The organism is Okeania sp. KiyG1, from assembly GCF_014132355.1.
Lineage (GTDB): Bacteria > Cyanobacteriota > Cyanobacteriia > Cyanobacteriales > Microcoleaceae > Okeania.
The window spans coordinates 21,956-41,151 of sequence record NZ_BLZO01000043.1 but is presented as its reverse complement, the minus strand read 5'-3'; the positions used below and the strand labels follow the sequence as shown (position 1 = coordinate 41,151).

Sequence of the window (19,196 nt, the reverse complement as noted above, 5' to 3'; positions counted from 1 at the left end):
ACCCTACAAGAGCGATCGCCCTATAAAATCAACAATTATACTAATTTATAATTAATAGAAAGGTCTGAATCTGCACTAATACAACCGATTAATCCAAATTATTTCAAAATATCTAGGGTGCTAGATTGATGCTCAAGGAGTTTCTTAGATTTAACCTGTTGTTTTTCTGCTAAGGAATAACGTTTTTTTAAGAATTAAGTAAAATCTATCAGGAAGATTTGCGCCTCATCGGGTAGTTCATTAATATCTTGTTGGATTTGGTCAATATTAATCATAATTATTGGCGTTGCCAGAAAAGAAGATGATTGAGAGAATGATAAGCGTGTACAGTTCAAGGAAAAATTCCATAGAATGTCCAAAATGCCCCCACTATTTTCCTATAATTCATCCTTTAATCTGACAACGCCTAATTATTTGTCCTTTTAATTATTTTTGGTTTGTTGGGTTGAGGCAACAAAACCCAACCTACAAGATTGGTGATCGCACTACAAAATTGACGATCGCACTTTTACACCCCACCCATCTATATTTGGGGATAAATACAATGGACCTTCCCCCGGAATGGTAGAAGGGATGGTCACTAAGAACTTAATTAGAGGATCTCCTCCATTTTCCTGAGCAAAAATACCCCTATTTAAACAAACCATTAATCTCCAAATTTCTTCGGATGGCATTTCCAAATCAAAAAAATGGGTTTTATTTTCTGTTTGGTCGTATATTGGATCAAACCATGCCTCCAAATAATCATTCTTCCGCAGAAGAAGATTACTCCTAGTTTCCTCAAGAACTTCAAGACTATAGCTTCCATTGCTTTCTTTGATTTTGTTGAGGGTTCTTATCCACGCGATACTATCTTTGCTTAAGCCCCAATCAATAGCCAATCTCAAACATTCGTAATATTTTTCTTTCCGCATTTTCTCCTGTGATTTTATGATTCTTATTTCTTCTCCGCCCCCCAACCGTCTGCATAGGGTCTCAGCTCTTGTGCTGTTTCCTTAGCATGATCTCCAGGTGTCTTTTGATTGTAATCGTAATAAGGTACCCTAACAGTCATTTCTGAAATGGGAGGATTTGCCTGAGCGAATAAGCCTTCGTTGTGATTGACCAATTTTTCCCATATTTCTTTAGGTTTATTTTCCAAACCAAATTGATGTTTTTTAGGTAGAACTGATGAGCGATGGTATGTAAAACTTTTCCTACTCCCTCCAGCATTTTGGCCATTGTTTGTTATGTCATATTTCATAGTCATCTTTTTTATTAAATTTGATTCCAAATTAGACTCTCCAAATAATCGACCAACCCATGCCTCTATTTTTGTTTTTGCAGTTCCTAAAAGGCTTTGTTTTTTTTCATTCAGTGTGTTCAATCGCAGTTGTTTTTCCTTTTCGTTTTTGGCTTTTTTGGTATTTGTGTTTATTACTCTTGTCCATGCGTCCCTTGAATCGTCAAAGCCCCAAGAAATAGCTTTCATTAAGCCATCTACATAGTTGGGTTTAAATTCTACTGACGGATGTAATTCTCTTGTGACTTTGTAATTACCTATTTCTCCTATGCCTGGTTTCCATTCGTTGATTTGATCGACTCCGGCTCCACGAACATTTTGTTCATTCTTAGTCCAATCGTCTTCTGCACCCTTTGTCCACCAGCCCACATTTTTATCGTTACCTGCTCCACCAAAAGACTTTGCATAAGCATGTGCCCGCCAATAATTAGCCGGAGATATAGCTAGACCTGCCCAACCTTCTGGATTCAAGACGTCTGTAAATCCTACATCATTACTCACCTCATTTCCTTCTATTTGACCAGGGTTTTGCATAATGACAAATCTTCCCTGATTTCCTCCAGCCTGACTTAATGTGATGGGTCCGTTTTGAGGCTTTACCGTTGCTAATACCAATTGAGCAACCTTCTGAGCACTTTCTTTTTGAATAGGTATTCTCGTTGATAGGGTCAGGTTGTTCATGTTATGAGTTTCAGATTGACTTTTTTTCTGTACAGCCTTTTCTCCCATCAGATTCGCTTCTTGCTCCAATCTTGGGTCATTATTTATATCAACCCCTTGTTTCATTTGCATCGTTGGCTTCACCCGGCCTTGTGCCTGCTGGACAACGTGCCATGCTTCATGGGGTAAATGTTTCTCTTGTCCAGGGGCAACATGAATCTCTGTCCCTTGGGTGTAAGCTAATGCCTGTAATTGGGAAGGTTTTGGCGAATTATAATTAACTCTAACATCATCTAAGGAATATCCCGATAAATTTTCAACCCCTGCTTTGAGATTATCGGGTAGTCCGGTATTATTTTCATGCTGTACTTCAGACACACCAACATCATCCTGTCCCTTTGTCTGTATTGGTTCCCTCACTCCCCCCGAATCACCCTCAAGTTGAGCAGAAATACCTTGAAATTCAGGCACATAAGAAGTCCGCTTTCCTGATTTAATTTCCTCAGTTGCTCTTGTGCCAATGCTACTGTCTAACCCTAGCCATTCCTCCCGACTTAAACTTTCAGGATTTGCTACCGCTCGTTGTATTGTTCCCGATAATGAACCATAACTAGGAGTTGGTATCGTTTTTTTGTTAATTGGAATTGAATAAAGAGAGGGAGAAGTTTTTTTTGCTATTGGTTTCTGGTACATTTTTTAATCCTGTTTATTTTCTTATACAATAACATACTTTCAATCTTGATTTTTACAGCAGATTCCAAATATTATGAAGTACAGATATTAACAATTAAATATTCTCAGTGCGGGCATCTTGCCCGCGATGGATATATCTCACAAGGTAGATTTTTTTGTATATAAATTGCCTTCATTTATCAGAATAATTGGGTCGCGCCACCCTGCCTTTTAAGGCAAAATGTTAAATACCCGTTACAAAAACAACTTCTAACTTCCCCTCCTATTCCCCTCCTGGGAGGGGTTAGGGGTGGGTTGACTTCTGACTTCGTTAAGTCGCATTCCTCCTAACAGTAAATGAAGTTTGATAACCCTGAGATTCTGAATAAAAATGTTCCACAGTCATCAGATAATAAAGACCGCTAAACTTCTTACTAACCCCTGCAATTTCTATCACTTTTCCTGCCCGTAAATTTGGATAACCTTGGCAAGTTCCTTCCCCAGTAATATAGTCAAGCAACCCTTCTCTAAACTGTCCTAAAGACATCTTATCAGCTTCTGCTTTACTCGATACAGCTTGATTAACTATTGTCTCACTAGATTTCCCAAAAGCTTTTTGAACTTCCTTAGCACCGGAAGTTGAGCCTCCCATTTTATTCCCTTCTTTACCCGCCCCCGCCTTCGCTAAAACTGTTTTTTTCTCCTGGGGAAGCCATCCTTGTACCTGCACTTCCTCAACTTGATTCATCGTACTTAAACGAGGTTGAAAATCTTGTAAATCATCCCCATAAGTTATGGTAAAAAGTTTTTGTTCCCCATTGTCAGGAGGACGAAAATATAAAGTTTTGTTATCAACAGCTACTTCATAACCAAGACGTGCCGCTCGCTCTTGCAAAAATTCCCAATCTGTTTGATTATGTTGTAAAACATATTCCAATTTTGCCTTAGTATCTTCTACTTTTGGAGTAAGTCCTTTTCCTTTAGCAATTTGACTCACAATATCACTATCTTTCATTTTAGTAAAAGATTTTGTCTGACGACCTCGCAACAAACGGTGACGCAAATCATGTCCTCGCACCAGTAACATCGGGGTCGTATCTTGGGAAAACTCCGGTTCAAGTCCAGTAATTTCACCTACTATAACAGTCTCAAGATTATTCTCATATCCCATCTTAATTTCAACTGTATTACCTAATTCAAAAACCTCTTTATCTATCCAAGTAAATTGTTGCTTTTCTAAATCCCAAGTCACAAATTTTAATTCAAACATACTCGGTGCTTCTAAATCCTCAGAAACCTTTACCGAGACAAAATCTGCTTCCAATTCTGGGGAAAGAGCTTTCCCTTTCAGTAAAATTTTAATATTAGGATTAAGTAATGGTTCTCCACTAGGTTTTTTAGACATTTTTTATTTCCACTCAATAATATTAATTAAAGCTTGTAGTAGGGCTTTAGCCTGAACTACAGAAGGGGTAAATCCCTACTACAAACAAAAACTTTAGCTGTTAACTGACCGCTGAATGTTTACCAAAATAATTGAGTTATTAGCCGTTCTTAGAAACCTACGATAATCTATATAAATCTATGATTATCTGTTCTATTCTTGCTTCTACCTGGCAACGTCGGCGTTATCCAGTCCGCAAGCTGTCACGGTCGAACTGACCGCCTGAGCTAGATTTAAACTAGCATTCAAATCCCGGTCGCAGCTAAAATTGCAGTGTTCGCAATTGAAAACGCGCTCTGATAAAAACAGAGACTCTTTAACAGTTCCACACCTACTGCAGGTCTTAGAACTAGGAAACCATCTATCCACAACAATCAGCTCAGAACCATATAACTCACACTTGTACTCGCGCCTGTCTACGAAACTCATAAAAACCCATATCGGCAACAGCTTTAGCTAGCTTGTGATTTGCCATCATGCCTGATACATTTAAGTCTTCTATTACTATCTGGCTGTGGTTTTTAGCCAAGTAAGTAGTTAGCTTGTGCAATGTATCTTTTCTAATGTTGGCTACCTTTGTGTGTAGCCTGGCTATCTTGAGTTGTGCTTTTTTCCAGTTATGAGAAAACTTGACTTGATGTCGGTTCAGATATTGCAACCGAGAAAGTTTTGCTTCTAACTTTTTGTAAGACTTTGCACCAACAAAAACTTCACCAGTAGATAATGTAGCTAGAGATTTTACACCTAAATCTACACCAACTACGTCTACTGACTTCTCGGTAATAGATGGTTCTTTCTCTATTTTGAAACTAATAAACCAACGGTCTGCTTTCCGACTAATAGTTACAGACTTAGGGATAATATTATCTGGTAATATTTCGTAGGTTTTAATCCATCCAATTCTTGGTAATTTGATGCGATTAAAGCATACCGATATTGAGCCATCTAAAGTAAAGCTATCATCTTTACCTTTTTTCTTAAATTGAGGCACTCCCGAAACTTTGTTAAAGCAACGTTTCCAAGCTAGAGATAAATATCTCAAAGCATCCATACGGAGCGCACTTAGAAACTTCATAATACCAATAGTTCTTAGGTTTAACCATTGCTACCAAAAGCTTATGCAGGTCGATTGCAGTAGGAAATTTAAGTTTGCTGTCAGGATTATTTGAATTGTGATTAAGGATGTTCCTAGTCAACCATAATCCCCAATTCCAAGCGTGACGAGATACAGAGCGCGTGTTTAGCGAGTAAGGTTTTTTGCTGCTTATTTGGGTGCAGTTCAGTATGATATCCAAGTAGCATAAACAGATAATCCCAGATTTATATAGATTATACCAGATTTTAGCCAACAGTTATAAACCCCGACTTTTAAGGCGAAATGTTTTTGGAGCATTGCTCTAATCCCCTACTTCCCCTCCTGGGAGGGGCTAGGGGTGGGTTAACTTCTGACTTCCCCTCCTGGGAGGGGTTAGGGGTGGGTTGACTTCTGATACCATTTCTCTGTAACAATGCGCTTAATAATTCTTCCCCAGACCTGAATTTTACTAATATCTTTTATCTTTTATTAAGCGCAACTTCATGGAGAATTGGTATGACTTCTGACTTCGTTAAAGAGGCGGAATAGTTAACACTGTTCCTGGTGCTAATTTCCGAGGATTAATTAAACGATTTTCCTCAGCAATAATACGCCATAGGGAAGGGTCGCCAAATTCTTCAGTGGCAATACTACTCAAAGTTTCTCCTCTTTTGACAATTCTCACCGGGTCATCTATCGGGTTTTCAATTTTTTTCTGTTTATCTGGATCTTTCCACTCTTTAAAAGTACAATCTAAGGTCGCTCGTACAGGTGTTCCATCTTTGAGGAAATGGGTTAACTTTTTAGTTACGGATTCCAAAAAACAATCAGCTAAAATAACACTATCTTTACCAGAAATAGTCCCCCATATAAGTTGACAACGAGGTGGTCTTTTATGATTTTTCCCAATCCGAGGTTGAGTTAAACTTACAATTTTTTGGGTATATTTCTGGACGTTTTCTGGTGGATATTTCTTGAGAGTAGTATCAAAGAATAAATTCAAACTTAAAGTAACATAGTCTTCTGTCGCTACGAGTCCATAATCTCCCATTTTTCCACCAGGGATAGTCATGCTAATTTCACTGGGATTAAAAAGAACTTCAATTTTGTCGGTAAAGCTTCCAGGGTTATTTTTTTCAGCTTTAATCGTTAACTTTTCTAGACTCATCGACTTTTACCTCTACGTTCACTTTCTATTACTAAACGTCGCATTAATTTGCGTTCAACTTTATTAGCTATGGCATCTATATCAATCTTTGAATTTGATTGATTTGCCATAGTCGAAACGGAAGTTTCTGTTGGAAATGAAGGATTAGCATAAATTTTTGGGGATGAGGAAGAATTGGTATTTGCTCCTATTTGATTCTGGTTTGATAAGTTAGGTTGTTGACTAATACTGTTTGATAATTGTTTATTTTTACCTACATATAAAGGTAAAGGTTGAGATTTTAATTTGGAATTAATTGGAGAAGTTATAGGGGTCGTAAGAGGATAAATATTTTGATTGCTATTACTTAGTTGAATTTGTGAGTTAGAAATATTCAAAGATTGATTTTGATAATTGGGCGCATCTTTGGCAAGTGATCTTTCTTCCTCAGTCAAATTAACTTCATAGATTAGAGGTTTAGCATTTACTATAGGCAATTTATTTGAGGAGATTTGAGATTCTAAATTATTTTGTTTGATTGAATTTATTTGGGTTGAATAATTATTATTTTGTTGGAGTATTTTTAGTGGTACTAGAGTGTTTAAAGGATCAACTACTGGAAGAGATGAGGGTGAGAGAAAAGAATTTTGCTGCTTTGCTTTAATGATAGGGAGTGGTTGTTCAGAAATACTTGTAAATTCTTGTCTTAATGGCATCTCTGAAGTATTAGCTAATTCCTCTGAAATTGGTTGTGGTGAAACTATTGGTTTTTCTGATGGGGAAATAGAAGTTTGATTAATTATTTTTGTTTCTTCTTGGCTAGAGGTTGATGAAATATTTGGATTTAATTGGGATGTAGTTGAGGAGTCAATAAATTTACCTTGTAATGGCATTTCTGAAATATTAGCTAATTCCTCTGAAATTGGTTGTGGTGAAACTATTGGTTTTTCTGATGGGGAAATAGAAGTTTGATTAATTATTTTTGTTTCTTCTTGGCTAGAGGTTGATGAAATATTTGGATTTAATTGGGATGTAGTTGAGGAGTCAATAAATTTACCTTGTAATGGCATTTCTGAAGTATTAGCTAATTCCTCTGAAATTGGTTGTGGTGAAACTACTGAAATTTCTGATGGGGAAATAGAGGTTTGATTAATTTCAGTTTCTAAAGAAAGAGAGGGGGTTGTTTCACCCGAAAAATTAGAACTGGATAAATCTGTTAAATTTTGAACAGCTATAGTCTTATTATCTTTTTGAACTGGTTTGACTTGAGAAGAATCTTCCTTTCGCTGGATGATAGGAACTGAAGGTTGATTTTTAGATTTATTAGACATCTCAATACTTTCTTTTCCAGTCCCCATTTCCTGTTCCTTTGGTGATGAAACAGGTTGTGCATAAACAATAGGAACAGCATCATACGATAGGCTATTAGTATTATTACCCCAACGTTCCATTTGTTGACTCAGCAGAGGTACACGATTTAAAAAGCGATCGCAACGATTTATTATCCCCCGACTCATGGCCATTTTTATCATTCCTGGTTGATATAAGGGACGAGCGAGTCTACTTACCAACCTATCATTGAGGGAATCTTGCCAATTTGATGAAACATTTGCCATGATTTTATAACTTAGAAATTCCTTGATGTACCAGTTCAATTTTTTCCACAGCAATTTCATCGCTGCTGGCATTCAATTGCGGTCCTTCCCACTTAACAGGATATGCCTTTTTAACCGTCCACCACGTTACCGGAAGTCCCTGACTATTAAGCAACAGAATTGTACCATTTAATTGTTGAATCAACCCTTGACTCGTTGCTTCATACCAGATAGAAAATAAATCAATATTAACCAATCCCCGACTTAAAACCAAATTCGGATAAGTAGTATGTTTGGGAAATTTATGTACATATCCATTTAATCCACCTTCCTCATAAGATTCCAATTCAATTTCACTACTTAAACCACTAACTTCACTAAAACCGCCCACAACAACTCCACCAATTTCTACGGCAAAATTATAAGTCATATATGGGTCATGTCCTGCTAAACTGGCTGTAGAACCTGCAAGTAAAGCTGCGTTCAGTGCAGTAAATTTTGGATTCATCCGTCCCTCCTTCATTAATGAATAATGAATAATGAAAACTATGTCTAATTATTGCTCTGCCGAACAAATTTTCAAGCATTGACAGGTAAAGACTTGAGTTTTTTAGGAATCAAAAAAAGTGCTAGGTTTTCAGTGTGACATACTCCCACACTAACCTTGCGGTATAGTGTGGGCTTCTCGTTTCCCAGTCCCGGTACCCCGTCGGACAAGCGCGTGCTTTAAGGACGGAATGCCCTACCGCCCTATTTTTGATATTTATTGCTGCATTCACATCACGATCGATCGCAATACCGCAATGCGGACAAGAATGAGTTCGTATGTTTAATTTTTTGGGAACTTTTTTTCCACAGTTTGAGCAATTTTGGCTGGTATTTTTGGGGTTCACTGCTATAGTTTTCTGTCCAGCATTTTCGGCTTTGACAGTTAAAATAGTTAGAAATTGTCCCCAGCCAGCATCATTAATTGATTTACTCAAACGAGTCTTTGCTAGCCCTTTAATGTTTAAATTTTCATGGGCGATAACTTCGGCTTTTGATAACAATTCATTAGCTGTTTTGAAATGAAAGTCTTTACGTTTATCGGCTACCTTTTTGTGTTGTTTCGCTACAGACAGAAGAGCTTTTAACCATCTTTTACTACCTTTCTTTTTACGAGATAAACGTTTCTGTAGAGTCTTTAATCGCTGCTGAGATTTTCGATAGTATTGGGGTATGGGGACAGATTCTCCTTCACTTGTTACTAAGAATTCCTTCAGTCCCATATCAATTCCCAGAGTGTTTTTTAATGTAGGTTCAACTTTAGTTGTTAAAGCTGGAACTGATTTGTCTTCTAGGGATAAAGTTACATAATAACCATCTACTTTACGGCTAATTGTTACTGTTTTAATTTGAAAACCTTCTGGTATTGGACGATGCTGAATTAACTTTACTTTTCCTATTTTGGGCAAATTAATCTGATTTCCTTCAATACAGTTAAGTTTGATTTGAGGATAAGTAAAACTGCGATAACGTCCTTTTCCTTTAAACCTTGGTTTGCCTAATCGCTGCCCGTTTTTATCTGCTTTAAACCACAAGCACAAAAGCTAGTTTTACCCGTTTAATGCAATCCTGGCATACCTGAGAATGAATTAATTTGTACTCCCGAAATTTATCTTTGGTATTGACCAAATCCTTTTTCTGAGAGTAATAATCTGGATTATCTCTTAGTTGAGGAATTGGCATCACTAAGGGGCAAGCGTTAACCGGACAACAGTTTTCTGACCACCATGAGAACCGCTCGCCTAATCTATAGTTGTACTGCCGACGTAACAATTCTAACCACAGTTCTATTGTGGCTATTTGTTCTTTGTTCGGCCTTAACTTGTATTGGTAGGCAGTGCGCATATCTGCTTTAACTTAGTGTATGCTTTTATTTTAACACCAAATTTTGAAAATGACAACTAATATGCAATCGGATTTTGTATCAAGTGGTCGTTCAGTGTCAGATTTAAAAGCCCATTTAATCTTAACAACCAAATACAGGAAAGATGTTTTTACAGCATCAATGCTGGCTCGCTTAAATAAAATTTTGGAAGAATTATTAATTAAATGGGAGTGTAAATTAGTAGAATTTAATGGGGAAGAAAACCACGTTCATATTTTGTTTCAGTATCATCCCAACGTTATGTTAAGCAAGCTAGTTAATAACGTTAAAACAGTTACAAGCCGACGATTAAGAAAAGAATTTTCAGCAACATTTTAATGCTATTTACTGGATGCGATGTTTTATGGAATGGCTCTTATTTTATTGCTTCTTGCGGTGGGGTAACAATTTCCACTTTGAAAAAGTACATTGAAAATCAGAAAACCCCAGAATAATATTGTAAATTAGTGGGACATCTCCTCCCACTAATTTACCGCCAATTCATCTCACACCAAATTAAAATTATGGTGTGAGGCTTCTTGGCGGGTCAGCTAACTTATAATCTCACAGTAATTTCACAGTGATTATTCACTTTTCTGTTCACTTTTCTATAAAACTGTTCACTTTCTGTTCACTTTTTTATTCAGAACGTTCAAAACCAAAGAACCCGCAAAACTATGGCCAGCGTCTAAATCTTAGATTTGGCAGGCTTCCTATCGTTATCTAGAGTTGTTCAAAACATGAAGAGAGAATTGAGGAATGCCCCTTAGCAGCCTTCAAGTATTTATAAATGGGCCAACTAAATGTTTATTGAGAAATGTTAAGTCAAGGATTGATATCCCAGAGCGATCACTCAAGCTAGATGTGGACGTTCTAGCTTTGATGTGCAAAAAAGAGTGACCCAATTGGTAATTCCTATATCGTGCGCGAGCATCGCGCTTTATAACGGAATGAGACTCTAGGCCGTCTCAAACTCTGCCTGCACGAAAATTAACTACTTGCCGCTCGATAAATTAATAGCAAATAATCAAAGTTAACTGTGGCGGTGCAAGTAGTGACCGCTCCGCTATTTTGTGCTCAAATATGAATTTGTAATTTTCAATCCTTATAAAGTCTTGCTTTCAAAGAAAAATCTGTTGCTTAATGATTCATAGGCGCTCGCTCAAACTAAATGTGAGCAGTTCGCTTTTGATGTGCAAAAAAAAGAGAACTGTCTAGCTGTAGAGGTAGATTAACTATCCTCTGACAACTTGTTGACCGTATCAGCAGTAGGTGTCTGTTTCTGTTGCTCCATTAACCTAACAGCTTCTCTCACCACAGCGGTTTTTGTAACACCTAAATTTTTAGCTTCATTTTCTAAGAAATTATCAAGACTTATTGGAAATCTTATAGATAGGGGCTTCCCCATTGGTTCAGAGTAGGGGGAACTGAAATGTCCTGCATATCCTCTATCAGTCTGTGTTACGGTTTCATACCCTTTATTGGCACTGTTCATTCTGTGGCCTCCTCATGGCACTTACACGGTCATACCTTATATTAAGGGCAAAAAAAATATTTGTCTAGGAGTTGACGCACGGCGTAAGTGCCGTTATAATAGTAAGTATAGAGGAAAGGAAAGAGCCTCTATAAAAACCAAAAGGGACACCACCTACGCTCTGGAAAAGTTTGTGTGATGCCCCGCCCCCTAATTAGACATAGGAGAAATCTAATGATAGCACAAACACAGACAAAAAGACCAGCCCCACCTCAACTGAAGCTAGTCGCACCACCAGTACAACCACCTCAAAGCAACGATAACTGGCTTTATGCAGGTACAGATGATGCTTGGTTGTATACAGATTACAGCCAGTCTCCTTACAATATTTGTACCGAAGCAAGCACTACTGCATACACACTTCCTCTGTACGAGGAAGACTTAGACTGCTACGATTACTCAACTCCTGCGAAGACACCAGAGCAGATATGGCGAGAGGTAGAAGAGTTTAAAGCATCAGGTTCTCCAGATGATTTCGATGAATTCTAGAAGGTGAGCAATGACAGCCATAGAAGCTACTATTACTGCTTCTATGGTTTCAGTAAAGTTAAATTAACAAAATAATTAATAATTGTTAATTGCAGAAATTTCTTTTCTATTGTCAGTTAATCTGACCATAAAATTATTTTTTCTAACCATTTACAGTATATATAATTTGCATTACAATAGAAGTATATTCAAAAGTAATAAAAGCTGTCAAGTGATAACTCTAACTTACCAGTATAAATTAAGGCCAATCAAGCAACAAGAAGCTGAGATTAATCATATTCTTGATGTTTGCAAAAGTGTGTATAACTACGCCTTAAGAGAACGAAAAGACTGGTTGAGTTCAAGAAAATCACCAATAAACAGTTGTTCAATTATTTCCGAATATATTATTCCTGCTGATACTCCTTATCCTAACTACAATATTCAAGCTAAAACTTTAACAACAGCTAAGAAGTCTAATCCTAGATTAAAGTCAGTTAATGCTCAAGTTCTGCAACAAACTTTGAAAACTTTAGATAGAGCATTTTCTGAGATGAAAAGTCTAGGTAAAGGTTTTCCTAGATTTAAGAAAAGATTGAGAAGTTTTGTTTTTCCTGCCATGTTGAAAAACTGCTTGAGTGATAACAGAATTAAACTGCCTCAATTGGGATGGATAAAGATTAGACAAAGTAGGCAATATCCAGAAAGTATGGCAGCTAAACAAGCTAGAGTAGTCAAGAAAGCTAGCGGTTATTATTTAATGGTTAGTTTCCAATCAGCAGAGTTAATTCCAGATAATCCAGTAGGAAAAACATCATTAGGCATAGATGCAGGAATAGAAAGTTTTATAGCTACTTCAACTGGAAAATTAATCAAAGCCCCTAAGTTTTTGTTGGGTAAACTACGCGAGCTTAAATTGCTGCAACGTAGACTTAAACATAAAACTAAAGGCTCAAACAATTGGTTAAAACTTCAGAATAAAATAGGTATACTACATGAAACAATAGCTAATACTAGGCGTGATTGGCATTTTAAATTAGCTCATCAACTTTGCAATTTAGCAGACAATATTTTTGTTGAAAATATCAACTTTGTTTCTTGGTATAGAGGAATAGTTAGAAAACAATCTTTAGACTCTGGAATCGGTCAATTTATCAATGAAATACTTCCTTATATTTGTTGGAAGCGAGGAAAGTATTACACTAAGGTTGATAAAGATTATACTTCTCAATAATGCCCATTATGCTGTCATATTCAGAAGAAGAAATTGTCTGAAAGGAACCATAATTGCAGCAACTGTGGATATCACATAAATCGTGATATAGCTGCTGCCAAAATAATTAAAAAAAGAGGATTAAAAGCCGTGGGACACACGGTTAATTAAAATGCTTGTGGAGACGGTCTGGCGGGGGTACAGATCAACTTGTTTGATTTGTTGCCTAGCTCAGAGTCTGCGAAACAAGAATCACCCGTTATAATCTTTGATTTAACGGGCGAGTGTCAAGAAACTTCAAGCAGTGCCTCCAACCAGTCGGTTAAGTAGGTTTGAAAAGTTTGTTTTGATAAAGTGATGATTGCGTCGGGGGTCACTATTGCCACATCATCACCATACCCATAAACGGCTTCTATGAATTCGGGTAAGATCGACTTACCTAAATCCATAGAAGCTACAATCGCGGCTTCTATGGCTGTCATGGCTCACCCTCTAGAATTCATCGAAATCATCTGAAGAACCTGATGCTATGAAGTCTTCTACTTCCTGCCATATCTGCTCTGGTGTTTTTGCAGGAGTTGAGTAATCATAACAATCCCAATCCTCCTCATAGTCTGGAAACTTATATGCAGTGGTTTCAGCTTCTGTGCAAATGTCGTAAGGAGGCTGGCTGTAATCAACGTATAACCAAGCTTCGGGAGTCCCGGCATATAGCCAGTTATCGTTGCTTTGAGAAGTGTTGTTATTTTGATAAGTTTGATAAGACTTAGTTGTACCTTGCGGTGTTGTACATTGTAGTGTTTGCATGGTATTATTTCTGATTAGCTTATTTTTGTGCCTTGGGCTTTGGTTTAATCGCCTTGGTCCAAGTTTTTTTTGGAAGATTTGGTTAACTTTTGGCTTGGGGTTTTCCTTCTCCCTTTCCTTTATAAGACTATCAAACACTACTATAGTAGCGTTAAGTTGATTTATGTATAATATTTCCCGTAAATAGCTCGGCATATCATAAGCTATCCTTATATTTAACGCTGCTATGATAGTGTTATAATGAGCTAAAAACCAAGGAGAGGGGGACAATGGTTGCTAAGTCGAAATTGAGTGAAGCTAGCTATAAACGGCAAATTGAAGGGATCGAAAAGCATAAATTCAAGCGGTCTCATCCAGAGAAAGGAGCATTGAACAAAAATACTAATATTTGTGTAGATGAGAACACTTTGGAAAAACTAAAAAAGATACCCGAATGGCGGGAAAAAGTACGAGAATTCATCTTTGATTTGGTGAATCAGTAATTTTGTCAAAGCGATCGCTATCCATTAAATTAAATTAACGGTTGAATAACCTGTATAGTAAGTGTGTCTACTGTTTAGTAGACATAATATAAAACGATTATCAATAGATGATTTATGTTTGAGAAATTATAAATTATGATTTAGGTACATTATATTAAATAACTTAAGTTGTTTAATATATAAGCCTGTAAATGTGAAAATATATGAATACAATTATCAATAACCGCTATGAAATAATTCGGCAATTAGGCCAAGGGTACATTTTTTTTGATATTGAATTGTTATAGCTAATAGTTTAGATTTAATCATAAATCTTTACTTTACTTGAAGTATCCATTTAAGTTTTTTTAGGTTTTTTTGCATGCAAAGTAGTGATAGAATATGTGCAATGTGAAAGTTGTATATCTAACGTCTATAACACGCTAATAATTAGGAGCCGTCTTGTCCAGGGAATTGTTTATCCCTGTCCCCATGTAAAGGAGTCATGGACTCTGCTTACTTTTGATGTAGACGTTGCCAGAAAAGAAAATAATTGAGAGTTCAATGAATTTATACTCCTTCTTCTCTCTTGCCTGTTGCCTACTAACTCAGTGGAAGTTCATCAACTTGTAAACTGTTGTATTGATTTTATGAAAGTGAAAATTACTGTAATATGTTACACTCAACGATAAAAATTAGCTCATGCTTCAGGATTTAGATGATACCTTAAAATCTCTACTGAACAAAGAAATCCGACACCTTCCTGGAACAAAAACAGAGGTTTCTATCAGTTTTGATACACCCTATCAAGGGGCGATCCAAGAAAAGCCAGCAATCAATTGTTTTCTCTACGACGTGCGAGAGAACTTGGAATTACGTGACAGAAGTTGGTTAGTTGAACGGCAAAGTAATGGTAAAGCTCTCAAAAAACGTCCCCCTGCTAGGGTAGATTGTTCATATCTAATTACTGCTTGGCTTGAAGATGAAAAAGATATCCAGGCAGAACATCAACTTTTGGGAGAAGTTATGAAGGTGTTACTGCGCCATAGACAAATTCCTGAAACCTATGTTGTGGAAAATGACTTTGAAGGACAAAAATTCCCCCTGAGACTAATTAGTTTGCGTCCTAGTAATTTACAAAGTTTTGGGGAATTTTGGCAAGCCATGGGTGGAAAAGATGGGACAAAACCCAAGGTTGTATTGCATTGTACTATTACTATTTCTGTTCCTGTAGATGAAGCAGTAACAGAAGTGGGACTGGTAGGAGTTTATCAACCTAACTCTCAATAGTTGACTAAGGAAAGTAATCATGCTTAATATGATTATATATAACCCACAGATATCGATCGCTGGTAGGGTTTTAGAAGAAGGGGAAACGGAAAAACCAATTTCTGGGGCGATGGTAGAAATAATAGCAATGCCAGATAAATTCCAAGAAATTTTATCCCTAAAAGCATTGCAATACGGTTCGCAGTGGGAAAAAATGAACGATCGGCCTGACCGAAAAATTACAGCTAGTGATGGTTATTTTTACTTTGTTGATTTACCTCGAGGTGAATATACTCTTGCAGCTTCCATACCTGGAAGTGGAAATCAATATGGTACCAAAGATTTTAGTTTAACAGAAGACTCTAGCAATAATAGAATTATAACGGCCATACATGATATTCATTTATTCCCAGTTGGAATTTAAGGTAAGGTTATAGATTCTGGTTCCAACGGAATAGGTTTAGCAAAAATACAAGTTGCCAACAGTCCAAAGTTTACGTTAAGCAATTTTGATGGGAATTACCGCTTAGGTCTAGAAACTTTAACACTTCAGACAAACAACAAGGTAACACTAAATGTATTTGCTACTGGCTATAAAGAAGTTGATGAAGAAGTTGATATCTCTCTAAGAGAGGTAACTGAACAGAATTTTTCTCTTGAGCGTCAAGGAAATTAGTACAACATATCTAATCTAGGAGTTTATCAAATGCCTACTTATTTGTCGCCCGGTGTTTATGTAGAAGAAATTTCTTCCGGTTCTGCTCCAATAACAGGACTCAGCACCAGTACGGCTGGTTTTATAGGGGTTGTAAGTGATGCAATTCAAATTCCAATAAGTCCTCTTATGCAGGTATCAGAAGAGTTTCCTGGAAATGGAGAACAAACAGAATTCAACCTAAACAATTTTCCAGTTAATATAGAAGCAAAAGTTAAAGTTCTTATTGTTGATACTCAGACAAGGAACTCTTCAGGTGTAGAAATTGAGCCAACATTCCAAGCGGGAAATGCAAGCAAAAAAGCAAAAATTACTATAGAACCAGCACCGACAGCAGATCAAATAGTCAAAGTTAAGTATATTGTAGAGTCAGTTAAAGTAACAAATGAAGTTCTTGTAACAATCCAAAAAGATATAAATTTATCGGAAACACCAAACTGGGAAATATATCTTGATAAGTATCCAGTTAATGATGATAATACAGTACCAACATGGAAGTTAAAGGCTAACGGTACAGACCTCGATTCAAGTAATGTACAAATCTTGAACGATGATGTATATAAAGTTACAAGGATGACTATTCCTGTTACTTTGATCACAGACGATTCGACTTTATACGAGAGTAACAGAACAAAAACACTGATTACTATTACAGCAGATTACCAACAACGATTTCCGACATTTACCCCAGTTGCTGCTAATGAAGTCAAATTATGTACTAACTTTAATGAATTTAAAAATACTTTGGTGATTTCTCAAGGGATGAAAGACAGAAGCAATTAGCTCATGCTGTTTATGGTTTTTTCAATAATGGTGGCTCTCGTTGCTATGTATCCCGTGTAACAGAAGCTGGTAATATTACAGGCGTTTTAGAAAAATTTGAGGCGATAGATGAAATTGCAATTGTAGCAGCACCAGGAATTACTGATGCAGCTAGCCGTAGTGCCATTGTCACCCACTGTCAGAACATGGGCGATCGCTTCGCCATCCTTGACTGCAACCAGAAGAATGATGATCAAGTAGCGATAGACTCTAGTAACGTAAAAGACAAAGACAAGCCAGATGATTCTAATTATGCTGCATACTACTTTCCTTGGATTCAAGTATCCGATCCAGTCAAAAGGATTTTGAATCCTAATGGCAAAGGTGAAGATTTGTATACCTCTGTACCCCCTAGCGGACATATTGCTGGAGTTTATGCTCGCGTAGATGCTCAACGGGGAGTCCATAAAGCCCCTGCTAACGAGGTAATTTCTGGTGCATTAGAACTAGACTACAAAGTCACTAAAAATCAGCAAGACGGGCTAAATCCTGATGGTATTAACTGTATCCGGGAACTTAATGGCAATATCAGAATCTGGGGTGCCCGTACCATTGGCGGTGATGAAAACGGGGAATTCAAGTACATCAACGTTCGTCGTCTGTTTCTCTCACTAAGAGATTCTATTGAGAAAGGAACTCAGTGGACAGTATTTGAACCGAATGATGCAGAACTTTGGGCAAAAATTCGGCGCAATGTAAATGCTTACCTGACCAATGTTTGGCGCAGCGGGGCATTATTTGGAGCTACTCCCCAAGAAGCTTTTTATGTGAAATGTGATGCAGAGAATAACCCACCAGAAGTACGGGATTTAGGTCAAGTCATTATTGAGATTGGAGTTGCACCAGTTAAGCCAGCTGAATTTGTGATTTTCCGTCTGAGTCAATGGTCTGGTTCGTGAAAATAGGCAATAAATAGTCAATTTTAGGATAACTAAGAGCTACGAACTAATATTTATGTCAACGAATGAGTCTAGAATACCAGGAGTTTCTCTTACCCATATTGTTCCGACACCCGAACCGGAATTACTGACTGGTGTTCCGGTATTCCTTGGCTTGGCAAAAGTAAAAGCAGGTGAGAATAGACCTCTCAAGCTAACTTTGGGGACTGAGTTTGACCAATATTTTAGTAGTTTGCCACAGAGCAAGGGATATTTGGGTGATGCTGTCAAAGGATTTTTTGAACAGGGAGGTAATCTTTGTTATGTTGTGGCAATAGCAGATAATACTCTTGAGGCACTGGAACAAGGTTTAGAAGCAAGCGAAATCCTAGAAAATATTGATTTGGTTTGTGTTCCAGACATCATGCTAATCAAACAACTAGAAGAAGTTGTTCAAATGCAGCAAACTGTTTTAGAACATTGTAATCGTATGGGCGATCGCTTTGCCATTCTTGATGGTTTAAATGATATCCAAAAATTAGATGAGCAAAAACAGAAACTGACGAGCAATAATGGGGCGTTATATGCACCTTGGCTAAAAATAGAAAATCTGACAAATCCGAGTAATCCTAAGTCCATTCCTCCCTGCGGTTATATTGCCGGAATTTATGCAACTACTGACAGCACATTTGGAGTACATAGTGCACCTGCCAATATAGAACTTGAAGGGGTACTGGATTTGAGTTTTTCCTTAACTCCAACAGAGCAAGCACAGCTAAATCCCCAAATTGGAGCAGGTGTTAATTGTATCCGTAGCATACGAGGACGAGGGATACGAGTCTGGGGAGTGCGAACTCTTAGTTCCCTTCCTGAATGGCAATATGTTAATGTCCGTCGCTTATTTCTGACTTTTGGACGCTGGGCAAATCAGAATCTAGCGGATACGGTGTTTGAACCCAATGATTTCCGTTTATGGATGCGCCTGGAAAGGGAACTAAGCGTTTATTGTGAATCTTTGTGGCAACAAGGAGCTATTCAAGGTGCTATTGCTCAAGAAGCATTTTATGTTAAATGCGATGCGGAAACTAATCCCCCTGAAAATCTAGAGATGGGAAAGGTAATAGCAGAAGTCGGTTTAGCTCCGACTATTCCGGGAGAATTTATTCAACTTTTGCTGATTCAAAGTAGTAGTGGAATTACAATTACCAATGGATAATTGATAATTGATAATGAATGGAGATTCAT

The 19,196-nt window shown here is 37.3% G+C and carries 24 protein-coding genes and 2 pseudogenes; 11 read left to right on the top strand and 15 right to left on the bottom strand.

Going from position 1 to position 19,196, the window contains the following annotated elements:
* Positions 1–194: 194 nt before the first annotated feature.
* The 11 genes from SAGCYANO_RS07605 to SAGCYANO_RS50075 all read right to left on the bottom strand — a co-directional run bounded on the left by SAGCYANO_RS07605 (position 195) and on the right by SAGCYANO_RS50075 (position 9,765).
* A complete protein-coding gene (locus tag SAGCYANO_RS07605) occupies positions 195–335 on the bottom strand; it encodes a hypothetical protein (protein ID WP_202219522.1) in 141 nt (46 codons plus the stop codon).
* Between the two features lie 150 nt (positions 336–485).
* Positions 486–914: a hypothetical protein gene (locus SAGCYANO_RS07600; protein ID WP_202219521.1), complete on the bottom strand. Its 429-nt coding sequence runs from the start codon at positions 912–914 to the stop codon at positions 486–488.
* A 23-nt stretch (positions 915–937) separates the two neighbouring features.
* The gene (locus SAGCYANO_RS07595) at positions 938–2,635 is read right to left on the bottom strand and encodes a DUF4157 domain-containing protein (protein ID WP_202219520.1); all 1,698 of its coding nucleotides are present in this window, start codon (positions 2,633–2,635) and stop codon (positions 938–940) included.
* A 310-nt stretch (positions 2,636–2,945) separates the two neighbouring features.
* A complete protein-coding gene (locus tag SAGCYANO_RS07590) occupies positions 2,946–4,019 on the bottom strand; it encodes a phage late control D family protein (protein WP_202219519.1) in 1,074 nt (357 codons plus the stop codon).
* Positions 4,020–4,223: 204 nt separating this feature from the next.
* Positions 4,224–4,487, bottom strand: coding sequence for a transposase (locus SAGCYANO_RS44330; protein ID WP_237395930.1), 264 nt, complete (start codon positions 4,485–4,487; stop codon positions 4,224–4,226).
* Positions 4,453–5,133, bottom strand: a complete 681-nt coding sequence (locus tag SAGCYANO_RS44325; RefSeq protein WP_237395928.1) for an RNA-guided endonuclease TnpB family protein — start codon at positions 5,131–5,133, stop codon at positions 4,453–4,455. The genes SAGCYANO_RS44330 and SAGCYANO_RS44325 overlap by 35 nt, the downstream gene beginning before the upstream one ends.
* Positions 5,134–5,665: 532 nt before the next feature.
* Positions 5,666–6,301 carry a LysM peptidoglycan-binding domain-containing protein gene (locus SAGCYANO_RS07580; RefSeq protein WP_202219518.1) on the bottom strand — a complete coding sequence of 212 codons (636 nt, stop codon included), beginning with the start codon at positions 6,299–6,301 and terminating at the stop codon, positions 5,666–5,668.
* Positions 6,298–7,935: a hypothetical protein gene (locus SAGCYANO_RS07575; RefSeq protein WP_237395925.1), complete on the bottom strand. Its 1,638-nt coding sequence runs from the start codon at positions 7,933–7,935 to the stop codon at positions 6,298–6,300. Before SAGCYANO_RS07575 ends, SAGCYANO_RS07580 begins: the two co-directional genes overlap by 4 nt.
* Positions 7,901–8,383 carry a phage tail protein gene (locus SAGCYANO_RS07570; protein ID WP_237395924.1) on the bottom strand — a complete coding sequence of 161 codons (483 nt, stop codon included), beginning with the start codon at positions 8,381–8,383 and terminating at the stop codon, positions 7,901–7,903. Before SAGCYANO_RS07570 ends, SAGCYANO_RS07575 begins: the two co-directional genes overlap by 35 nt.
* Positions 8,384–8,504: 121 nt before the next feature.
* The gene (locus SAGCYANO_RS07565) at positions 8,505–9,455 is read right to left on the bottom strand and encodes an RNA-guided endonuclease InsQ/TnpB family protein (RefSeq protein ID WP_375339893.1); all 951 of its coding nucleotides are present in this window, start codon (positions 9,453–9,455) and stop codon (positions 8,505–8,507) included.
* A complete protein-coding gene (locus tag SAGCYANO_RS50075) occupies positions 9,445–9,765 on the bottom strand; it encodes a helix-turn-helix domain-containing protein (protein ID WP_375339853.1) in 321 nt (106 codons plus the stop codon). Before SAGCYANO_RS50075 ends, SAGCYANO_RS07565 begins: the two co-directional genes overlap by 11 nt.
* A 61-nt stretch (positions 9,766–9,826) precedes the next feature.
* On the opposite strand from SAGCYANO_RS50075, the pseudogene tnpA reads away from it, so the two are divergent.
* A pseudogene (tnpA, locus tag SAGCYANO_RS07560) lies at positions 9,827–10,239 on the top strand (IS200/IS605 family transposase).
* A 776-nt stretch (positions 10,240–11,015) separates the two neighbouring features.
* Here tnpA and SAGCYANO_RS07555 read toward each other — a convergent pair.
* Positions 11,016–11,279 carry a hypothetical protein gene (locus SAGCYANO_RS07555; RefSeq protein WP_202219516.1) on the bottom strand — a complete coding sequence of 88 codons (264 nt, stop codon included), beginning with the start codon at positions 11,277–11,279 and terminating at the stop codon, positions 11,016–11,018.
* 213 nt (positions 11,280–11,492) lie between these two features.
* Between SAGCYANO_RS07555 and SAGCYANO_RS07550 the strand changes: the two genes are divergently transcribed.
* The 3 genes and pseudogenes from SAGCYANO_RS07550 to SAGCYANO_RS47390 form a co-directional block, all read left to right on the top strand.
* A complete protein-coding gene (locus tag SAGCYANO_RS07550) occupies positions 11,493–11,807 on the top strand; it encodes a hypothetical protein (RefSeq protein WP_202219515.1) in 315 nt (104 codons plus the stop codon).
* A 211-nt stretch (positions 11,808–12,018) separates the two neighbouring features.
* Positions 12,019–13,020 carry a transposase gene (locus SAGCYANO_RS07545; RefSeq protein ID WP_237395923.1) on the top strand — a complete coding sequence of 334 codons (1,002 nt, stop codon included), beginning with the start codon at positions 12,019–12,021 and terminating at the stop codon, positions 13,018–13,020.
* Between the two features lie 12 nt (positions 13,021–13,032).
* A pseudogene (locus SAGCYANO_RS47390) lies at positions 13,033–13,170 on the top strand (zinc ribbon domain-containing protein); the annotation flags it as partial.
* 116 nt (positions 13,171–13,286) lie between these two features.
* Here SAGCYANO_RS47390 and SAGCYANO_RS07540 read toward each other — a convergent pair.
* Positions 13,287–13,481: a hypothetical protein gene (locus tag SAGCYANO_RS07540; RefSeq protein ID WP_202219514.1), complete on the bottom strand. Its 195-nt coding sequence runs from the start codon at positions 13,479–13,481 to the stop codon at positions 13,287–13,289.
* 10 nt (positions 13,482–13,491) lie between these two features.
* Positions 13,492–13,806, bottom strand: a complete 315-nt coding sequence (locus tag SAGCYANO_RS07535) for a hypothetical protein (RefSeq protein WP_202219513.1) — start codon at positions 13,804–13,806, stop codon at positions 13,492–13,494.
* Between the two features lie 269 nt (positions 13,807–14,075).
* Here SAGCYANO_RS07535 and SAGCYANO_RS07530 point away from each other — a divergent pair, with 269 nt between their 5' ends.
* The 5 genes from SAGCYANO_RS07530 to SAGCYANO_RS44315 all read left to right on the top strand — a co-directional run bounded on the left by SAGCYANO_RS07530 (position 14,076) and on the right by SAGCYANO_RS44315 (position 17,034).
* Complete coding sequence (locus SAGCYANO_RS07530; protein ID WP_202219512.1) at positions 14,076–14,288, top strand: hypothetical protein; 213 nt, start codon at positions 14,076–14,078, stop codon at positions 14,286–14,288.
* A 681-nt stretch (positions 14,289–14,969) separates the two neighbouring features.
* A complete protein-coding gene (locus SAGCYANO_RS07525) occupies positions 14,970–15,557 on the top strand; it encodes a DUF4255 domain-containing protein (RefSeq protein WP_202219511.1) in 588 nt (195 codons plus the stop codon).
* A 28-nt stretch (positions 15,558–15,585) separates the two neighbouring features.
* Positions 15,586–15,960 (top strand): carboxypeptidase-like regulatory domain-containing protein, encoded by a 375-nt coding sequence (locus SAGCYANO_RS07520; protein ID WP_237395922.1) that lies wholly within the window; start codon positions 15,586–15,588, stop codon positions 15,958–15,960.
* A 9-nt stretch (positions 15,961–15,969) separates the two neighbouring features.
* Complete coding sequence (locus tag SAGCYANO_RS50070) at positions 15,970–16,212, top strand: hypothetical protein (RefSeq protein ID WP_202219554.1); 243 nt, start codon at positions 15,970–15,972, stop codon at positions 16,210–16,212.
* A 30-nt stretch (positions 16,213–16,242) separates the two neighbouring features.
* Positions 16,243–17,034, top strand: a complete 792-nt coding sequence (locus SAGCYANO_RS44315) for a hypothetical protein (RefSeq protein WP_237395921.1) — start codon at positions 16,243–16,245, stop codon at positions 17,032–17,034.
* Between the two features lie 43 nt (positions 17,035–17,077).
* On the opposite strand, the gene SAGCYANO_RS47385 is transcribed toward SAGCYANO_RS44315, so the two are convergent.
* Positions 17,078–17,200, bottom strand: a complete 123-nt coding sequence (locus SAGCYANO_RS47385; RefSeq protein WP_255502485.1) for a hypothetical protein — start codon at positions 17,198–17,200, stop codon at positions 17,078–17,080.
* Between SAGCYANO_RS47385 and SAGCYANO_RS07510 the strand changes: the two genes are divergently transcribed.
* A complete protein-coding gene (locus SAGCYANO_RS07510; RefSeq protein ID WP_307785836.1) occupies positions 17,148–17,972 on the top strand; it encodes a phage tail sheath C-terminal domain-containing protein in 825 nt (274 codons plus the stop codon). The two genes, SAGCYANO_RS47385 and SAGCYANO_RS07510, sit on opposite strands and share 53 nt — an antisense overlap.
* 55 nt (positions 17,973–18,027) lie before the next feature.
* Positions 18,028–19,167 (top strand): phage tail sheath subtilisin-like domain-containing protein, encoded by a 1,140-nt coding sequence (locus SAGCYANO_RS07505; protein ID WP_202219509.1) that lies wholly within the window; start codon positions 18,028–18,030, stop codon positions 19,165–19,167.
* Positions 19,168–19,196: the final 29 nt, after the last annotated feature.

What these genes read in the sequence shown, in the direction of transcription:
- SAGCYANO_RS07535 (WP_202219513.1), bottom strand. Translation starts at nt 13,806, where the DNA reads ATGCAAACACTACAATGTACAACACCGCAAGGTACAACTAAGTCTTAT.
- SAGCYANO_RS07555 (WP_202219516.1), bottom strand. Translation starts at nt 11,279, where the DNA reads ATGAACAGTGCCAATAAAGGGTATGAAACCGTAACACAGACTGATAGA.
- SAGCYANO_RS07595 (WP_202219520.1), bottom strand. Translation starts at nt 2,635, where the DNA reads ATGTACCAGAAACCAATAGCAAAAAAAACTTCTCCCTCTCTTTATTCA.
- SAGCYANO_RS07505 (WP_202219509.1), top strand. Translation starts at nt 18,028, where the DNA reads ATGTCAACGAATGAGTCTAGAATACCAGGAGTTTCTCTTACCCATATT.
- SAGCYANO_RS44315 (WP_237395921.1), top strand. Translation starts at nt 16,243, where the DNA reads ATGCCTACTTATTTGTCGCCCGGTGTTTATGTAGAAGAAATTTCTTCC.
- SAGCYANO_RS07600 (WP_202219521.1), bottom strand. Translation starts at nt 914, where the DNA reads ATGCGGAAAGAAAAATATTACGAATGTTTGAGATTGGCTATTGATTGG.
- SAGCYANO_RS44330 (WP_237395930.1), bottom strand. Translation starts at nt 4,487, where the DNA reads ATGAGTTTCGTAGACAGGCGCGAGTACAAGTGTGAGTTATATGGTTCT.
- SAGCYANO_RS07540 (WP_202219514.1), bottom strand. Translation starts at nt 13,481, where the DNA reads ATGACAGCCATAGAAGCCGCGATTGTAGCTTCTATGGATTTAGGTAAG.
- SAGCYANO_RS50075 (WP_375339853.1), bottom strand. Translation starts at nt 9,765, where the DNA reads ATGCGCACTGCCTACCAATACAAGTTAAGGCCGAACAAAGAACAAATA.
- SAGCYANO_RS07520 (WP_237395922.1), top strand. Translation starts at nt 15,586, where the DNA reads ATGATTATATATAACCCACAGATATCGATCGCTGGTAGGGTTTTAGAA.
- SAGCYANO_RS07530 (WP_202219512.1), top strand. Translation starts at nt 14,076, where the DNA reads ATGGTTGCTAAGTCGAAATTGAGTGAAGCTAGCTATAAACGGCAAATT.
- SAGCYANO_RS47385 (WP_255502485.1), bottom strand. Translation starts at nt 17,200, where the DNA reads ATGGCACTACGGCTAGCTGCATCAGTAATTCCTGGTGCTGCTACAATT.
- SAGCYANO_RS07570 (WP_237395924.1), bottom strand. Translation starts at nt 8,383, where the DNA reads ATGAATCCAAAATTTACTGCACTGAACGCAGCTTTACTTGCAGGTTCT.
- SAGCYANO_RS07580 (WP_202219518.1), bottom strand. Translation starts at nt 6,301, where the DNA reads ATGAGTCTAGAAAAGTTAACGATTAAAGCTGAAAAAAATAACCCTGGA.
- SAGCYANO_RS44325 (WP_237395928.1), bottom strand. Translation starts at nt 5,133, where the DNA reads ATGAAGTTTCTAAGTGCGCTCCGTATGGATGCTTTGAGATATTTATCT.
- SAGCYANO_RS07590 (WP_202219519.1), bottom strand. Translation starts at nt 4,019, where the DNA reads ATGTCTAAAAAACCTAGTGGAGAACCATTACTTAATCCTAATATTAAA.
- SAGCYANO_RS07525 (WP_202219511.1), top strand. Translation starts at nt 14,970, where the DNA reads ATGCTTCAGGATTTAGATGATACCTTAAAATCTCTACTGAACAAAGAA.
- SAGCYANO_RS07550 (WP_202219515.1), top strand. Translation starts at nt 11,493, where the DNA reads ATGATAGCACAAACACAGACAAAAAGACCAGCCCCACCTCAACTGAAG.